The 17,711-nt window shown below is 35.6% G+C and carries 13 protein-coding genes; 3 read left to right on the top strand and 10 right to left on the bottom strand.

Going from position 1 to position 17,711, the window contains the following annotated elements:
• Positions 1 to 29: 29 nt before the first annotated feature.
• The 10 genes from CJP74_RS06065 to CJP74_RS06020 all read right to left on the bottom strand — a co-directional run bounded on the left by CJP74_RS06065 (position 30) and on the right by CJP74_RS06020 (position 11,390).
• On the bottom strand, positions 30 to 3,068 hold the full coding sequence (locus CJP74_RS06065; protein WP_119497379.1) for an FUSC family membrane protein: 3,039 nt from the start codon (positions 3,066 to 3,068) through the stop codon (positions 30 to 32).
• A 255-nt stretch (positions 3,069 to 3,323) separates the two neighbouring features.
• Positions 3,324 to 4,082 (bottom strand): transporter substrate-binding domain-containing protein, encoded by a 759-nt coding sequence (locus CJP74_RS06060; protein WP_119497378.1) that lies wholly within the window; start codon positions 4,080 to 4,082, stop codon positions 3,324 to 3,326.
• 161 nt (positions 4,083 to 4,243) lie between these two features.
• Positions 4,244 to 4,918, bottom strand: coding sequence for an ABC transporter permease (locus tag CJP74_RS06055; protein WP_119497377.1), 675 nt, complete (start codon positions 4,916 to 4,918; stop codon positions 4,244 to 4,246).
• A 15-nt stretch (positions 4,919 to 4,933) separates the two neighbouring features.
• The gene (locus tag CJP74_RS06050) at positions 4,934 to 5,605 is read right to left on the bottom strand and encodes an ABC transporter permease subunit (RefSeq protein WP_119497376.1); all 672 of its coding nucleotides are present in this window, start codon (positions 5,603 to 5,605) and stop codon (positions 4,934 to 4,936) included.
• A 9-nt stretch (positions 5,606 to 5,614) separates the two neighbouring features.
• The gene (locus CJP74_RS06045; RefSeq protein ID WP_119497375.1) at positions 5,615 to 6,355 is read right to left on the bottom strand and encodes an ATP-binding cassette domain-containing protein; all 741 of its coding nucleotides are present in this window, start codon (positions 6,353 to 6,355) and stop codon (positions 5,615 to 5,617) included.
• A gap of 534 nt (positions 6,356 to 6,889) precedes the next feature.
• On the bottom strand, positions 6,890 to 7,912 hold the full coding sequence (epmB, locus tag CJP74_RS06040; RefSeq protein ID WP_119497374.1) for an EF-P beta-lysylation protein EpmB: 1,023 nt from the start codon (positions 7,910 to 7,912) through the stop codon (positions 6,890 to 6,892).
• A gap of 26 nt (positions 7,913 to 7,938) precedes the next feature.
• Entirely contained in the window at positions 7,939 to 8,946 is a 1,008-nt protein-coding gene (gene trpS / locus CJP74_RS06035) for a tryptophan--tRNA ligase (protein ID WP_119497373.1), read from the bottom strand.
• A 24-nt stretch (positions 8,947 to 8,970) separates the two neighbouring features.
• A complete protein-coding gene (crcB, locus tag CJP74_RS06030; RefSeq protein WP_245958047.1) occupies positions 8,971 to 9,351 on the bottom strand; it encodes a fluoride efflux transporter CrcB in 381 nt (126 codons plus the stop codon).
• Positions 9,341 to 10,192, bottom strand: coding sequence for a shikimate dehydrogenase (gene aroE, locus CJP74_RS06025; RefSeq protein ID WP_119497371.1), 852 nt, complete (start codon positions 10,190 to 10,192; stop codon positions 9,341 to 9,343). Before aroE ends, crcB begins: the two co-directional genes overlap by 11 nt.
• Before the next feature lies 1 nt (position 10,193).
• Complete coding sequence (locus tag CJP74_RS06020; protein ID WP_119497370.1) at positions 10,194 to 11,390, bottom strand: L-threonylcarbamoyladenylate synthase; 1,197 nt, start codon at positions 11,388 to 11,390, stop codon at positions 10,194 to 10,196.
• A 264-nt stretch (positions 11,391 to 11,654) separates the two neighbouring features.
• On the opposite strand from CJP74_RS06020, the gene tkt reads away from it, so the two are divergent.
• The 3 genes from tkt (at position 11,655) to CJP74_RS06005 (ending at position 17,400) form a co-directional block, all read left to right on the top strand.
• Positions 11,655 to 13,673 carry a transketolase gene (gene tkt / locus CJP74_RS06015; RefSeq protein ID WP_119497369.1) on the top strand — a complete coding sequence of 673 codons (2,019 nt, stop codon included), beginning with the start codon at positions 11,655 to 11,657 and terminating at the stop codon, positions 13,671 to 13,673.
• 261 nt (positions 13,674 to 13,934) lie between these two features.
• Entirely contained in the window at positions 13,935 to 15,860 is a 1,926-nt protein-coding gene (gene mnmG / locus CJP74_RS06010; protein ID WP_119497368.1) for a tRNA uridine-5-carboxymethylaminomethyl(34) synthesis enzyme MnmG, read from the top strand.
• Positions 15,861 to 16,101: 241 nt separating this feature from the next.
• Positions 16,102 to 17,400: a hypothetical protein gene (locus CJP74_RS06005; protein WP_119497367.1), complete on the top strand. Its 1,299-nt coding sequence runs from the start codon at positions 16,102 to 16,104 to the stop codon at positions 17,398 to 17,400.
• Positions 17,401 to 17,711: the final 311 nt, after the last annotated feature.

The following is a 17,711-nucleotide window of genomic DNA, read 5'->3' as shown; positions in this document are numbered from 1 at the left end:
GTGTTTATCAACTCGGAGAAATTAGTTTTTTATTTGTCTTGATATTGTTTATTGAGCGTTTCTTGTGCCAGTTGATCTGCTTGAGCATTTACTTGTTGCTCTTGAGCTTGATCTTTTGGCTCTTGCTCAAGACGAGCAATTTCATCGGCTGTATCATGCCAGAATACTTCTTGATCTATTTGTTTAGTCATTTGTACTTCTTGACTAGTTAAGAAGTCAACTAAAACATCATCTTCAGATTTTGGCATAGCTTTTAATTCTTCTTGCACTAGTTGTTCAGTTTTAGCTTTATCTAGCTCTGCTTGATCAGCTAAATCTTTTTCTAGTTGGGCAGAATTTAATTCAGGAAGGATTACTTTAGTATCAACTACAGCTGGTACTGAATCACTTACTAAATTAGCCGCGTCTATTTCCCCTAAACGATGAGCAACGATTTTGTCTACTTGTTCACTATTAGCCCCACTTTGAATATCATTAATTGAATGTTGGGCTGCCTGTGAAAGGTAAGCATTAGTTTCTAACTCACGTTGGGCTTGCTCTTCTTTGACTTGGGCTTTAGCCTCTTTAACATTTGTTGCACTTTCACTTGCTTCTTGATCTAATTGAGCAGTAGAAGAGGCAACTTTTTCGTTAAATTGATCCTGTTCGCTCGTATTTTCTTTATTGAGATTTTCAATAGCCCCTTGAATTTGCTCTTTGCGAGCTTGCTCTTCGGCTTTAGCAACTGCTTTAGCCATAACTTCGGCATCTAAGGCAGGAGCTGTAACGGCTTGAGTAGCAGTCTCTTGAGCTTTTTTATCAATAGGCTCTTTAGCTTTACCCTTAACTCGTTCAAAGAGTTTTTGGTCAATTTTAGTTAATTGATAAATTAGAGCTAACTCACGACGATAGTTAATTAGGGCAACACCTATACCGACAATTTTTTCATTGAGATAAAAATTGAGGTTAAACTCATTGTCGTTTTCATTTTCACTATTGGCAATTTCATTAGCTTCGGCAATAAATTTACCTACCGTAAGACGTAACTCATCATCACCATAACCATAAAGATTCGAATAAATTAAAGCTAATTTCTCAAATAAAGCAACCGTTTGTTGATTTATCTCCTCTACTTTGTTTCCTTCAATTGCCTCAATAAGTAATTGGTTTACTAGACTTAAATTCGAGAGAATATAGTCATTTAAGGCCATGAGTTTTATCGAAGGAGTAATGTATAAGCGATAAATTTTTGGTTCACTAACAATACTCGAAACTACACTTTGTAAAGCTATGTGCGAGTTTTGTGCCATTAAAAAGCGTTTATTTAAATCAAATGCACTAATTGGATGTTTTAAAAGCACCCCAACAATTGAAAGTAATAAACGTTTATTGTAGTCATAAACCTGACGCACATTTCTGCCCAGATCTAGGTATTTCCATTCTGGTAAAACGTAGCTCATAGCTAGGTAACATAAACCTGCCCCGAGAGCATTAGCTAGTATGCGCTCAAAAACTACTAAAGGCGTTAACTCTAAGCCCGCCATGCGGAAAGTACAAAATACCGCCATGGTTAGGAAAAAGGTTGAATAACCATAGTTAAGTACTTTGGTAACTTGGAATAGAGTTAAGGTAGTAATACCCGCAATACTTAATTCCACTGGCATGGTCTCTACAGGGAAAGCAAGACAGGCTCCTGCTAGTGCCCCAAAAACCGAACCATATAACCGGTGTTTAACCCTAGTTTTAGTTAAGGAGTAACGCGGTTGAATTACCAGTACCCCAGCCATCATAAACCAGAAAGAAAACTGGAGACTTAAGAAGTAGAAAACAAAAGCTGACATTAAAAGGAGAATGCAGACACGAATGGCATGACGCATGATTGGTGATTTTAAAGAAAAATCATTTAATGCCGCTTGTAATTTTAATTTCAGACTAACTTTACTACGGTGATCTGGAATAAATTGCTGCACACTTTGAGTAAAGTTCTCTTGGTTATTAATATTTTGTAATAACCAGTAAACTTTTTTAAGTTTAGTTAAAAGTAACTGTAAGCTATCTACGTGATAGTAGTGTAAGGCTCTTTGCTTATTAATTGAAGCTTCTAAACGTTCTATAGAAATTAAAATGCGTTTATCTAAAGAAACCATGCGTTCGCTTTTTAAATCATAAGAAAACTGCGAGGTTGCTGCAGCATAAAGCATTAAAATTCTTTGAATGCGGAACATTATATCGCTGTCTTGTAAGCGATCTTTTAAAGGTTGGTAATCTTGTAAATTAAAATCCAGAGTTTTAAAAATATTATCTGCAGTTAGATAATATCGCATCATATCACTGGTGGTTTTACGTTTACCAAAAGACTTAATACGAATAATTAATGAAGATTTAGTTATTTCAAACTGTTCAATTAAACGATTTCGTGCTCGTTCGTAGTTTTTATTGTAGTAGTTATTCGCAATTAACTCACCCCCATTTTCTTGATCAGTTGAAGTAAACTCACGACGATAGGTTTCATCATCAGGATCAAAGAAAGTTCCCTTTATCGCTAAAAATTCACTTAATGAATTATATAAATCCGAAACATTGTTTTTAATGCCTCGATTGGGAAAAATTACGTGAATTAAAAGAGAAATACAAGTATAGAACATAGCTGCTACGAGCATATAGAGCAAGTGTTCTACTGCCATAGTAAAGTCTGTAGCGTGGAAACAGAGGAACATACTATAACAAATTATTAGTACACCCCCAAAGCCTACGGTTTTTAGACTTTTACTAAATGCCCCTGACATTACAAAAACAAAGGCGGCAATAATACTTGATACCCAGAGGAGGATAAAGTTATGGTATGTATAAAGAACTATAGCTTCTGCAATTAAGAAAATTATAAAAATTAAAAGAGCATTCTTAACCTTGCCCGAAAACTTATTGTCGACATCAACAACGCCCCCTGCGATCAACCCTAAACACATAGGTAAATATAACGGGAAAAGATCGAGAAGACCAAGAAAAATTAAAACAAGGCTCGCAGAAATAAAGGTAGGTAAAATGTTTACCCACTGGTATTTTATGATAGATTTTAATTTGGTAGACATACGTCAAAAATGAGTAATGTGAGTGTATTCATACCCTTTTAGGTATGTTAATTTTTCTCGTATATTTTACTCCTAAACGATTATTTTTGCAGAAGTAAAAGAATACCCTCTCTTTTATAGTTCCTTCCTTGAAAAAACTGACAAAAAAAACCAAGAGCATACACTCTTGGTTGGAATATACTTCAATTTTACTTAATAAGATTAAGCGCAATTGCAAATTTAAAAAAATCAAAAAGTATAATTAACTACCACCAGTTAATTATTCATGTTATATTTTACCTTTAATTGATCAATAAATCCAGTATTTTTTGCTTTTTCTAATGAAGCATTAATTGCATCTAGAAGTTCTTTGTTTTGTTTATGAACGGCAATTGCTGGACCAGTTAAACCAAAAAGAGGATCACTAATAGGTTCACCCACAGTTGTAAATTCAGGAGTTGAAGCTAATAAAGGTTTTGCAACTTCTTGTGAAAGAATATAAGCGTCAATTCTCTTAGCTTTTAAATCTAAAAACGCTAGGTCATTAGTTTGGTATTTAACTACTTTGAATTTAGTTTTTTCATCTAAGTACTTAGCTTGTGAAGTACCAGCTTGCGTACCTACAGTTTTTAAATCAGTAGTCGCAGTATAGTTATTTGCTTTTAAAGTAACATATACATTTAGCTCTTTAGGTAAGTACTCTTGTGAAAAAGCAGCTACTTTAAGTCTTGCTTCAGTTGGGTGCACACCCGCAATTACTAAATCAATTTTCTTAAAGTTTAAGTTAGAGAATAAACCATCAAATGCCTGGTTTTCAATCTTACAAGTAATACCAATATCCTGACAAATGTAATTAATTAAATCTATATCAAAGCCTTCAATTTGCCCTTTATCATTTAAGTATTCATAAGGAGCATAGGTTGCTTCGGTACCTACAATGTAAGTTTTGCTTTTATCTAGAGCTGCAGAAGCACCATTAGCTACAAATAAACCCATTGACGCTGCTAATAAACCTAATTTGAATAATTTTTTCATAACACTACCTTTTGTAATTCTGTTTAAATAAATCGTAATATAAAAAAAACAAAGTGAAAACTTTAAGACAAGAATTTTAAAAAGAGAATGCACAATATTGTCTTGTCTTGTTTTCACCCAAAAAATGGAAATCTGTCTTGCGTTTAAACTATTGTGCCAATCTAAATCGCGTATTTTAACCAGTTTTTCTCTACTACACGTAAAGCTAAGGTTAATACCATACTGATAATTAAGTAAATAATACCTGCCGAAACAAAAGCTGTAATCGCATCGTAAGTTTCGCCATAGTAATTTTTAGCATAACCAAAAATATCAGTAACAGTAATCATACTTACTAATGAAGTTCCTTTGAAAAGAAGAATTACTTCATTGGAATAAGTTGGTAAAACTCTTCGTAGACCATAAGGGAAAAGAAGTTTATAAGTTTGGAACTTAGATAAGCCCATAGAACGACAAACTTCCCATTGACCTTGGTCGATATTTTTAATAGCCCCACTAAAGATAATGGTGGTGTAAGCTCCTGAGTTTAAACCACAGGTTAGAATAGCTACAAACCAAGTATTACTGAAGAGCTCTAGTAACCAGGTTCCTTGTAAAGAGCTAAACTGCGTTGGGCTATAGTAAAAAATAAAATATTGGAATAATAATGGTGTACCTGAAAATACTAGTACATAAAGGTCTACAACTTTACCTAGAGGTTTAGGTCCAATAATTTTGGCTGTAGTACATAAGGTTGCGATTATAAATGCTAAGATTAATCCACCAAATGTAATATATAAAGTCGTAGGAACCCCGCGTACAATAGTCGATAAGGCATCAAGATAATCTTGTAACATGTTTGGTCCTAGTTATTATTTGGTTGGAATTAAGTAAGCATTAAAGTGACGATCTAAACGTTTAATAATTGCATTAGAAACAATTGAAATAATGAGATAAAGAATTGCTGCAATTATGTACCAAGTAAACGGTTGATGGGTAACCTTGATAACTGAGCTAGTTGTGAAGATAATTTCACTAATCCCGATAATTGAAACTAATGAAGAATCTTTTAACAGTGATAACCATTGGTTAGTTAGACCTGGAATAGCCTGACGCCACATTTGCGGTAAAATTATATCGAAAAAGATTTTAACGCGATTAACGCCTAGAGCTTTAGCAGATAACCATTGTCCTTGCGGAATAGATTCAATAGCTCCTCTTAAAGTTTGAGAAGCATAGGCTGCAAAGATTAAACCTAAAGCGATTATCCCCGCGGCAAAAGCATCAAGGTTAATGTTAAAGTTACTTAATAATTGAGATCCACCATAATAAACTAGGAAGACCATTACAATTTCAGGTAAACCTCGTAACATCATTAGTAAGACATCAAAAGGTGCTGAAATTATGCGCCAAGGTGCTTTTTGGAAGCCTAAGAAAATAATTGCTAGAACCATCCCTAAAAGCATGGATAATACTGAGACAATTATTGTCCACACAGCCCCTTTTAGCACGATTAATAAGAGGGTAAAGTTAATTGCTTCCATCCTCTCCTCCTATTTAGAAAAGGTTAAATATTCTTTAAACTCAGGAGTTTGAGGATTAGAGAACATTTGCTCGGCTGATCCTGATTCAACTAAGCGACCAGCTTCAAAGTAGTAAACCTTGTCTGCTACTTGGCGAGCAAAACCTACATCGTGGGTTACAATAATTTGGGTAACTCCAGTTGAAGAAAGGTTTTTAATAATTTTTGCTACTTGCCCTGTAATATTTGGATCTAAAGCAGCGGTTGGCTCATCGTAAAGAAGAACTTCTGGTTGCATCATTAAAGCACGGCAAATTGCCACTCTTTGTTGTTGACCCCCAGAAAGTTGGAGAGGATACTTATCTGCATGAGCAGTAATTTGTAATGCTGCTAGCAGTTCTTTAGCTTGCTTTAAAGCTTGTTCTTTAGTAGCTAGCTTTAAAGTAACTGGAGCATAGATTAAGTTTTCTAAAACTGTTTTATGTGGCCATAAGTTATAGTTTTGGAAAACCATCCCTACTTTACGACGCAGTAATAAAGCTTGTTTATCAGAAATTTTTTGACTAAAGTCAATTACTTGTTGATCGATTTTAAGAGTACCACTTGAAGGTAACTCTAAAAGATTTAAGGTTCTAATGAAAGTAGATTTACCAGCTCCAGACTTTCCTAATAATACTGAAACCTTTCCACCTTCTAAGCTACAGTTGACATCAAATAATGCTTGTGTCTGACCGTAAAAAAGATTTAAATTTTTAACTTCAATATTGTGCATTTTTATTTTCTCTTTTGGTGTTATGGTTATAATTTTACAAAATAAAAATTAGCAAAGCAAGAGAGCAAAAAACTGCACTTTATGCAAAAAGTTGCAATTTTATTGCACGTTTTTCAAAAACAGGCAAGTTGATAATTTAATATTAATTAATTTTCAATGATTTAGACTATAAGGGAAGCTTAACTTTTTACAAAAGTGAGCAAAAAATCTAAAATAAAATATTTTCTTAATTTATTGAAAAATAAGTAATCTTTTTTTATTAATATTTTTTCAAGAGAAAATAATATGACTGATTTCCCTTGAAAATAGGCGGTTAATTATTTATCTTTTTCGAGCATAAATGCAAACTTTTTAGCTAAAAGTGTAAGTTTTTGCACGCTTTTTTGCCTCTTTTGCAAGTTAAAGCAAAAAAAAAGAGAGTCCTAAATAGACTCTCTTTTGTTATATTTTTCTTTACTTACTTTTATTTTTTACGTACTTTTTTTCTTTATTAATACTTCAAGCTTTTCTTTTTTAAGCTCTATTTTTTACTGCTTAATTACTCGTATATAGAGTTTTATGCTTGTTCCCTACTTCTTCACGAGCTAATTTTGGTACTAAGTACCCCGAAGTTTGCTCTTGAAGTTGGGCATATAAAGCTAAAGCTTGAGTGTCATTAAGATAAAAGTGCGTCGATCCTTCCACCTTATCTAGTAAATGTAAATAGTAAGGTAAGACCCCATGGGCAAAAAGCTTGCGTGAAAGAGCTTCTAGCACCTCTACACTATCGTTTACGCCCCGCAATAACACCGACTGATTTAATAAAACCACTCCTGCTTGTTGTAAAAGCTTAAATTTTTCCTGCAGCGTGAGGCTAATTTCTTGGGGATGGTTAATATGACTTACCCAAATAACCTTAACTCCAGCTTCGGCTAAACTTTGACAAGTCGCAAGAAATTGTTCGTTAATACGAGCAGGCAATACTACAGGTAAACGCGAATGTATACGTAATCTATCTACTTTAGGATTGGCAGTTAGATTACGGCTAATAATTTGCTCACTTAGCCAGGTAAATTCTTTATCATTCATCATCAGAGGGTCACCACCTGATAAAATGAGTTCAGAAATATTTTGCTTATAGGCATAATCAAGGGCTTCTTGCCATTGCTCTTTGCTCGAACCTAACTCATCATAAGGGAAGTTTCGACGAAAACAATAACGACAATTTACCGCACAACCCCCTTTAGGTAAAAAGAGCATCCGGTCTTGATACTTGTGCACTATATTTTTTACGGGAATAAAGTTGTCCTGCTCATCTAAAGGTTGAAGGACAAACTCAGGATCTTGAACCAATTCATGGCTAAAAGGTAAAACCTGTAAAAGCAAAGGATCATCTATATTGCCTTTTTCCATAAGCTCGGCAAAATGCTGTGGCACAAGCATAGGAAAATTACTTTTACTTAATAAAGGTTTACCTGCAACCTTACTCTCGGCTTGCGGATCTATCTGTAAATATGCTAAGAGCTCTTGTGGATCTTTAAAAGCCTTAGCTAACTCTCGTTTCCATTGATTACTCATATGAATTAAGCCAAGCTTGGCTTACGCTATTTTGGCATTACAAAACCAATACGTTCTTTAAATTTATTTAAAGTAACACGAGCACGAGCACTTGCTTTAGCAGCCCCCTGAGCAATAATTTGGTTTAATAATTCTTCGTTTTGACGGTAATGGGCAAATTTAGTTTGTAGATCTTCTAAAAGTTTACAAACTTCTTCAGCAACATATTTTTTGAAGTTACCATACATAGAGTCTTTAAACTCCTCTTCAAGCTGAGCAATAGACTTACCAGTAACTGCCGAAGCTATATCAAGGAGATTTGCAATCCCTGCTTTGTTTTCTAAATCATAAACTACGCGTGGTGGATCATCACTGTCAGTTACAGCAGCTTTAATTTTTTTGGTAACTTTTTTCAGATCTTCTAAAAGGAAAATCACGTTATTTTGGTTGTCATCAGACTTAGACATTTTTTTGTTTGGGTCTTGTAATGACATTACACGAGCACCCTCAGGGGCAATAAATGGATTTGGGATCTTGAAGAGATCTTCACCATAAATTTTGTTCGCACGTTCAGCAATATCACGACATAATTCTAAGTGCTGCTTTTGGTCGGCACCAACTGGTACTAAGTCAGTTTGGTAAAGAAGAATATCTGCAGCCATTAATACAGGATAATCAAATAAACCAGCCGTTACATTTTGTTCATAACGAGCAGATTTATCTTTAAATTGAGTCATGCGACTTAGCTCACCAAAATAAGTGTAGCAGTTTAATAACCAGCCTAATTCTGCGTGTTCTGGCACTTGGCTTTGAATAAAAATAGTGCTTTTTTCTGGGTCTATACCTGCTGCCAGATATAAGGCTACCATATCTAAACTCGCTTTATGTAAAGCTTGTGGGTCTTGACGTACGGTAATTGCGTGTAAGTCAACTACACAGTAAAAACACTCATAATCATCTTGCATTTTTACCCAGTTACGTAATGAGCCTAGATAGTTACCTAAACTTAAAGAACCCGAAGGTTGAATCCCACTTAAAATTACTGGTTTGCTCATACAAATATACCTTAAATAAAAAAATTAACCTTTAAATAAACGCCATAAGGCTATGGCTACTCCTGTACTAAGAAAGCCTAAAAGCAAGTGAATCAAAGCTATGCCTAAAGCTTGCCCCCAAGCTCCTTGGTAAAATCTTTGTACAACTTCAGAGCTATAAGATGAAAAGGTAGTTAAACTACCTAAAAATCCTGTTACTATTAATTGTTGTACTCTAGCACTTATCTGGAGATCTTTTACCGCACATACCATTAAGCCAATAATAAAACATCCTACCACATTTGCTACTAAAGTACCAAGATTTATAAACGCCAGACTAGGATTTAACCAAAGCGATAAATAAGCTCGTGCCCAGGCACCTAAAACTGCTCCTAGGGCTATACTGAGTAAAATCTTAGCATCCACTTGCAGCCTCAGCAAGTTCTTGACGTAATTGCTCAAGGGCAGCCTTGGCATCTGGTAAAACACCAAACCAATAATAATGCGAAAGAGCAGCCTGTTTCACAAGCATACCTAAGCCATTGGCAATATTATTTTCTACCCCTAGATCACTGACAAAGGCTAAAAAAGGAGTTTTGCCTGTCGCTGTATACTGCATATCATAGAATTTAGTATAAGCATTAGTAACTCGAGTTGTACGCAGATTAACGCCAGCATCACCTTGTTTATAGGCTACGGCATTTATTACCAAGTCATATTCATTAAAGTCATACTCATTAACTGCATTTACTTGCCCAAATTTACTAAAAGCCTTTGCTACTTCTTGTGCTCGAGCTCGAGTACGATTGAAAATATCAACTACTGCCCCTTCTTGTAAAAGATGGAATAACACTCCCGTTACCGCTCCCCCTGCACCGAGAATTAACACGCGCGTGTTCATGCCTAACCAACCTAGATCTTTTAAATCAGTTGATAAGCCATAACCATCGGTATTTTCGGCAAAGAGGCTACCATCGGCACGTTTAATTACAGTATTACAAGCTTGAGCTATTTCGCATACTTCCGAGCGATTTTCAATTAACTCATATACTACTTGCTTAAACGGAGAGGTAATATTAGATCCCTTGCCACCTTCATTATTAAAAAAGTTTAAGAAAGAGCTAATAAAAGTTGCTACATCCATGCCTTCACCACGACGGCGGTAATCAATTCGCTCGCCTCTTTGGTTGGCAAAAATTTCATGAATGCGAGGAGATAAACTATGGGCAATAGGATTTCCCCAAACTAAATAACGATCTGAAAGCATTTTAATTTCCTAAAAAACTATAAGCTAAATTTTTCACTAAGGCAAAAAGTTGCTCTTCATTATGTTCTACATCAGGGTCAGCTAAATAATTATAAATAGTTCCTACCGCAAAAATTGTAAACTCTGGAGCTATAAGAAAACGTAACAGAGCATAGCAAATTGCCTGATCTGGCTCTTCTAAGTCTAAACCTAAATTAGGTAAAAACAAATCAGGGAGATTACGGGCAACGCCTGTTTCTGGTACTGTGCCGCCTCGGAGCTTTAACACTTGCATTACCGAATCTGGGAGTAGATTAATTAAAATACTTTCTTTAATCCCAAATTCTTCAGGGTAAATTACGGGTTGATTTAAAAGCAATACTCGCTCTTGTAAATATACTCTGCTATCAGAGACAAGCATATCCTCGACCTGCTCGGCACTAGTTAAAGATTGCGAGCCCGAATGGTTTGCCGAAGTAGAAATTAAAGCTCCGCCCATAGTTTCAATTAGAGAGACAAGAAACTCTTCTTTGGTGAGGCGCACGGCAACTGTAGCAAATTTACCGCGAATAATTTCTGGGCAATTTGGATGAGCGGGCAGTAAAAAAGTTAAGCCTTGCCCTGAGTTATGTAATACGGTTGCTAACTTAAGAGCTTGTTCTTCAAGGTTTAAGTCCCCGAGTTGCTCGAGAATAAGTTGATTAGAAAAATAACCGTGATAGGCAGCGTAAACTAAATTATATAAGTCTACTTCTTGGCTTGCGGTAGCTAAACTCTTTTTTTCCCCCGTGCTTGCCTTCATAAATAGAGGCTTTTGCTCATCTGGGTTAGCGAGTTTATTTTGGAGCTGGTCCCAACTATAGGCAAAAGCTTGGTTAAATAAATCGATAAATCTAAAATCTAAACCAGGAATATCGCTATACATATCATAAGGAGATTCTTCTATATGGTAATTAACCATATCCAGTAAAGCAATTAAATCTGGTGGTAAAAGCTCAAGATCTACTATTCCCTTGAGTTGCTGTAAATCGGAAGCAATAATAACAAAGCCCTTGTCATTTTTGCGTTCTTTTAAATCTAAAATTTCTTGGATAAGATCGACGCGATCAACCCTACAGCCTAAACCAAATACCGATTCGGTAGGATAGGCAAGTATTTTATTTTCTTTATCTGAAATGAGTTTTAATTCCTCGAGTGAGGAAACCATTTGTACAGCCATGCCAAACTCCAGGCAATATTAATAGAATTTTTCTCATTAATTTTACCACATACGCCCCTGAGGCAAGAAAAATCTTGATTTTGTTGCCTCTATTTTTAGGTACTAGAGAAAAAATTATCCTGGTTTGCGTATTTTCCTTATTTAGATCGTATTAAATAAAGTATAATATAGAGAAGATTTTCTATCTTTAGTTAATTGTCTAGTTTTTTTGCTCATAGGAGAGGAAAAAAACTAATCTTAAATTTCTTTTATAGGATCTAACGAATGACAACTCCTACTTTAAGACAGCTTTGTGCTAATGCTATCCGTGTACTTTCAATGGATGCAATTCAAAAAGCAAATTCTGGTCACCCAGGTGCTCCTATGGGGATGGCAGACATTGCAGAAGTTTTATGGCGTCGTAATTTAAAACATAATCCTCAAAACCCTAAATGGCCAAACAGAGACCGCTTTGTTCTATCAAATGGTCACGGTTCTATGTTAATTTACAGCCTTTTACACTTAACGGGTTATGATTTATCTTTAGCTGAAATCAAAAACTTCCGTCAATTAGGCTCTTTAACTCCAGGACACCCAGAATACGGTCACACTCCAGGTGTTGAAACTACAACTGGTCCTCTAGGTCAAGGGATTGCTAATGCAGTAGGTATGGCTTTAGCAGAAAAACTTTTAGCTGCTGAATTCAACCAAGAAGATCTTAAACCAGTAGACCACTACACTTATGCTTTCTTAGGTGATGGTTGTTTAATGGAAGGTGTTTCACACGAAGCATGTTCATTAGCAGGGACTTTAGGTCTTGGCAAATTAATTGCTTTCTACGATTCAAATAAAATTTCAATCGACGGTGACACTGATGGTTGGTTTACTGACAACACTGCAGAACGTTTCCGTGCTTACGGTTGGAACGTAATTGAAGATGTAGATGGTCACAATTCAGAACAAATCCAAGCAGCTATAGATGCAGCTAAAGGTCAACAAGAAAAACCTACTCTAATTATTTGTAAAACAGTAATTGGTAAAGGTGCTCCAAATAAAGAAGGTACTCACCATGTGCACGGTGCTCCATTAGGTGCAGAAGAAATTAAAGCAACTAAAGAAGCATTACACTGGCCTTCATTAGAGCCTTTCTATGTGCCTGAAGAAGCTTACAATGCTTGGAATGCTCGTACTACAGGACAAAAAGTTGAAGAAGAATGGCAAGCTCTATTTGCTAACTATAAAGCTAGATATCCTGAGTTAGGAGCTAAATTAGAAGCTCGTTTTAATGGTGAATTAGAAGCTGGCTTAGCTGAATTAGCTGATCAATACATTGCTCAACTCCAAGCTGAACCTAAGTCTTTAGCAACTCGTGCTTCATCACAAAACGCGTTAAATGCTTATGCTCCACATATTTCTTCAATTCTTGGGGGCTCGGCTGACTTAGCACCTTCGAACCTAACTATTTTCAAAGGTTGCAAATCTATCACTCCTGCAGATGTTTCAGGTAACTATGTACACTACGGGGTACGTGAGTTTGGTATGGGTGCGATCATGAATGGTCTAGCTCTACACGGTAACCACTTACCATACGGTGGTACTTTCTTAATGTTCTCTAGCTATGCGTTAAATGCAATTCGTATGGCTGCATTAATGAAACTACAAACTGTATACGTATTTACCCATGATTCAATTGGTGTAGGTGAAGATGGACCAACTCACCAACCTATTGAAAACACAGAACAATTACGCTTAATTCCGAACCTAAGCGTATGGCGTCCAGCTGACCAAGTAGAAACAGCAGTAGCATGGAAAGAAGCTCTATTAACTAACCGTAGCAAACCTACAGCATTAATTCTTACACGTCAAAATCTTGAACAACAAGAACGTAATGCTGAGCAAGTTGCAAACATTGCTAAAGGTGGTTACGTATTAGTAGACGCTCCTAATGGTAAACCAGAAGTAGTATTTGTAGCTACAGGTTCTGAAGTAGATCTAGCAGTTAAAGTAGCTGCTAAATTAACAGCAGAAGGTAAAGCAGTACGTGTAGTATCTCTTCCTTCAGTTGATACTTTTGAAGCTCAAGATGCAGCTTACCGTGAAGCTGTAATTCCAAGCGATGTACGTAAACGTGTAGTACTAGAAGTTGGTTCTACTGCAGGTTGGTACAAATATGCTGGTTTAGATGGTCTAGTATTAGGTATTGACCGTTACGGTGATTCTGCTCCAGCAGGTCAATTATTTGACTTATTTGGCTTTACTGTAGACAAGGTTTACGCTAAAGTTGCAGAATACCTAGCTAAATAATCTTAAGAAAAAAGATCTCGATTCTTCGGGATCTTTTTTTATTTTTTGCTTAACTCCTAGTTGCTAAATGAGAATACAAAGCATTTAAAAACTTTTTAAACTAAAATACAACAGGGAAGAATATATTATTTTTATAACTTGTGATATAATATAAAAATTTGAATACGCTGACTTATAGCATTATTTAGGTAGTTTGGCAAAATTATCCAAGTAATGCTTTAAGTTTTTTCTCTTTTAATTCTTTGTTTTTATCATTAAAGTATGATCTACGATAAAAAATATGACGTTATAGTTATAGGTGGTGGTCACGCAGGTACCGAAGCCTGTTTAGCGGCTGCACGTATGGGCTTAAAAACCCTACTTTTAACTCACAATATAGATACTCTAGGACAAATGTCTTGTAACCCTGCTATAGGCGGAATTGGTAAAGGACACCTAGTAAAAGAAATAGATGCCATGGGTGGTTTAATGGGTATAGCTGCCGACCACTGTGGTATTCAATTTAGAACCCTAAATTCATCTAAAGGTCCGGCAGTACGTGCTACAAGGGCACAAATTGACCGTTCGCTATATCGCAACTTTGTCCGCACTTTCTTATGTAATCAAGAAAACCTTGATATTTTCCAACAAGAAGTAGTTGATATTCGTATTGAAAACGATCAAGTTAAAAGCGTTATTACTAAAATCGGTCTTGAATTTGAAACTACTACAGCCGTATTAACTACAGGAACATTCCTTGGCGGTAAAATCCACGTAGGTATGGAAAACTATACTGGTGGACGTGCTGGAGATCCAGCTTCTATTTCTTTAGCTGAACGTTTACGTAGTTTAAATTTACGTGTAGGACGTTTAAAAACTGGTACTCCACCACGTATTGATGTGCGTACTATTGACTTTAGTAAACTAGGCACGCAAGAAGGGGATCAAGGCGAATTACCTGTATTTAGCTTTATGGGATCAGCTGATCAGCATCCAAAACAAATCCCATGTCACATGACTTACACTAACGAGCAAACACACCAAGTAATTCGTGATAACCTGCACCGTTCTCCTATGTATGCAGGAGTTATTGAAGGCGTAGGTCCACGTTACTGTCCGTCTATTGAAGATAAAATTGTTCGTTTTGCTGATAAAGATAAACACCAAATCTTTTTAGAGCCAGAAGGTTTAGATTCAACTGAAATCTATCCAAATGGGGTGTCAACATCTTTACCTTTTGATGTGCAAGTTAAAATCATTAACTCTATGCCAGGTCTAGAAAACGCACGTATTATGCGTCCTGGTTATGCTATTGAGTATGATTATTTTGACCCACGTGATTTAAAACTTTCTCTTGAAAGTAAAAAAATCACCAACCTCTTTATGGCTGGGCAAATTAACGGTACTACAGGATACGAAGAAGCTGCAGCTCAAGGTTTACTTGCGGGGATTAACGCAGCTTTACGTTGCCAAAATAAAGAAGCTTGGTATCCAAAACGTAATGAAGCTTATCTTGGTGTACTAATTGATGACTTATGTACTCTAGGAACTAACGAACCTTATCGTTTATTTACTTCACGTGCTGAGTATCGTTTACTTCTACGCGAAGACAATGCTGACTTACGTTTAACTCCTAAAGCTCACGAACTTGGCTTAATAGACCAAGCACGTTGGGATAGATTTAGTGAAAAACTAGCTAATATTAGTAAAGAAACTGAGCGCTTAAAAGAAATTTGGGTACATCCATATGTAGATAATATTGCTCAAATTAATGAACTTTTATCAGCTCCTTTAACTAAAGAAGCAAACGGTATTGAACTCTTAAAACGTCCAGACATGACTTATGATAAACTTTGCCAAATTGCTCAATTTGCTCAAGGTAAAATCGAAGACAGTCAAGCAGCTCTGCAAGTAGAAATCAATAGTAAATACCAAGGTTATATTGATCGTCAACTTGAAGAGATTACCCGTTTAGAGCGTAATGAAAATACAGAAATTCCTGCTGATTTTTCTTATCGCACTATTTCAGGTTTATCAAATGAAGTTATTTCAAAATTAGAAAACTTCAAACCACAAACTATAGGTCAGGCTTCACGTATTTCAGGAATTACTCCAGCAGCTATTTCTATTCTTTTAGTGTATCTAAAAAAATATAGTCAAGCTAATGGCTCAACTCTGCCAGGTGGCATTCCTAAAACTCAAGCTTAATAAAAAATCCTCACAACCTTTTTGGCTGTGAGGATCTTTTTTTGCCTTAGAAATATATTTTTAGGTACTCTAAATTCCTACCAAAAATCAAAAATTAAGCCCTAGCTAGTAATAACTCTTTACCCCCCCCCACTCGTGCTATAATCGAAAGAACAGGCGCTTTTTTTAGGGCTTGCTTGGCAAATTTTATTATAGTTTAAACAATAACAATAAGCACATACTTAATTTTGGAGTTTACCTCATGAGCTTACACTTTCCAATCAGCAATCCAGAGAACTTGGATAAGGTATTAACTTTTTTACATCAAAGTAATGATATTTTAAAATTTTCTGATCTCTATACCCACTCGACTTTAAGTGATACTTTTACTGATGGTATAGCTTCGCGTTTTCAACTAGAAAACAATCGCATTGGCTCTAATAACCGCTCGTTTCATGGTATTTTTTACTCAGAAGTTCTTGAAGACTCAGAAGTACAACCTTTTAGTTATTCTTTAGTAATTAGCTTAGAAAGCTTTTCTAACCTTTTAACTGCCGAAGTTTTAAGAGTTAACCAACAAAAACCAAGCCTGCGTCGTAATCTACTTCGTACCGCAATTTTAAACTATTGCGTAAATGCTTACTTTACAAGTAATAACTGTGTGCACCAAGAGGCGTTAACTCAAGAGCAATATGAGCAGTTTAAAGCTAAATTAGCAAGTAAACCTAAAGAAATTGACGATGTAGTTGCTGACGATTTCCAAACGAAAAAGCGTGATCAACAATTTGATTTTACGCACGCTCTATTTTTATATGCCTTTTCTCGCGTGCAAGAAGATACTCCTGAAGCTGAACAAATTCTTGATACAGTATACGAGTTTCTTTTTAGCTATGGCTTTGGGGCAATATATCTGGGCACCTATGCCACAATTTTTGTCTTACTGCACAAAAAACTAGGCTTTAACTTAACTCAGCCTTTATTACAAATTAAAGGCTTTGACAATAGTTCTATTTATGCTCAAGCTCTTTACATAACACATGAGTATACCAGTGATAATCGTGGCGGCACAAATACAGAATTAGCAGCTATAGGTCGTGCTTGGCATCTAGGCAAGGAAGAAAACTTTGCAACCTTTGCCCAAAGCCAAACTCTAATTAAGATTTTTGATTATATCGAGTTTGAAAACTTTGTAACTAAACTAGAAAAACCTTTAGAAGAAGGTAGTTCTCCTGTAACTGAGCAAGCAAGACAAGCTTTTGCAGGTCCAATTGCTGAGTATTTCAAAACATTAAAACTTGTAGATGCTGATCAAGCTCTAGAAGCTGCCAAAGAAATTAACCAAGATTACTTAAAGGCGTTAAATGTTACGGCAGAGCAGTATCAAAAACTTCGTCTTAAAAATGCTAAAAAACTGGTTAATAGAGATGTAGTTGATCAAGCTAAAGAAAGTAAACGCCAAAGTGATATACGCGATGGTAGCAGTGCTTATCGTAAATTCATTTACTTAATTATCTTTGGGGTAGTTTTAGCTTTAGTTTTAGCTTTCTTAAATGAAATCTAAGTAAAAAAAACAACAATTAAAAAAGAAGTGGTAGTCGCTACTTCTTTTTTTGTGCTTGGATTTTAAGCACTTTTTGCTTATTTTTTGTTTTTTCTACTAACTTGCTGTCTTTTACTTTTTTTGCGTTTTTGTTTCAGTTGCTCAACTTTATAAATTTTTTCTTTGCTTTAGTTTAGCCTTCTCAGTTTTTGTTTTTCTTTACTTTAGTTCAGTTTCTCACCTTTATTTTTGCTTTAGCTGACTCATCTTTATTTTTGCTTTAGCTTACTTATCTTTATTATTCTTGCCTTTTAGTTTGTTTTCTCTGCTTA

Origin of the sequence: Psittacicella melopsittaci, assembly GCF_003585925.1 — a bacterium.
In the GTDB taxonomy this organism is placed as follows: domain Bacteria; phylum Pseudomonadota; class Gammaproteobacteria; order Enterobacterales; family Psittacicellaceae; genus Psittacicella; species Psittacicella melopsittaci.
The sequence above is the reverse complement of the archived record's forward strand: the minus strand, read 5'-3'. Positions and strand labels throughout refer to the sequence as shown.

Coding starts and splice junctions, on each gene's coding strand:
- aroE (WP_119497371.1), bottom strand. CDS start 10,192: ATGCTTTCAGATCGTTATTTAGTTTGGGGAAATCCTATTGCCCATAGT.
- CJP74_RS06045 (WP_119497375.1), bottom strand. CDS start 6,355: ATGCACAATATTGAAGTTAAAAATTTAAATCTTTTTTACGGTCAGACA.
- trpS (WP_119497373.1), bottom strand. CDS start 8,946: ATGAGCAAACCAGTAATTTTAAGTGGGATTCAACCTTCGGGTTCTTTA.
- mnmG (WP_119497368.1), top strand. CDS start 13,935: ATGATCTACGATAAAAAATATGACGTTATAGTTATAGGTGGTGGTCAC.
- CJP74_RS06065 (WP_119497379.1), bottom strand. CDS start 3,068: ATGTCTACCAAATTAAAATCTATCATAAAATACCAGTGGGTAAACATT.
- CJP74_RS06020 (WP_119497370.1), bottom strand. CDS start 11,390: ATGGCTGTACAAATGGTTTCCTCACTCGAGGAATTAAAACTCATTTCA.
- CJP74_RS06005 (WP_119497367.1), top strand. CDS start 16,102: ATGAGCTTACACTTTCCAATCAGCAATCCAGAGAACTTGGATAAGGTA.
- tkt (WP_119497369.1), top strand. CDS start 11,655: ATGACAACTCCTACTTTAAGACAGCTTTGTGCTAATGCTATCCGTGTA.
- epmB (WP_119497374.1), bottom strand. CDS start 7,912: ATGAGTAATCAATGGAAACGAGAGTTAGCTAAGGCTTTTAAAGATCCA.
- CJP74_RS06050 (WP_119497376.1), bottom strand. CDS start 5,605: ATGGAAGCAATTAACTTTACCCTCTTATTAATCGTGCTAAAAGGGGCT.
- CJP74_RS06055 (WP_119497377.1), bottom strand. CDS start 4,918: ATGTTACAAGATTATCTTGATGCCTTATCGACTATTGTACGCGGGGTT.
- CJP74_RS06060 (WP_119497378.1), bottom strand. CDS start 4,082: ATGAAAAAATTATTCAAATTAGGTTTATTAGCAGCGTCAATGGGTTTA.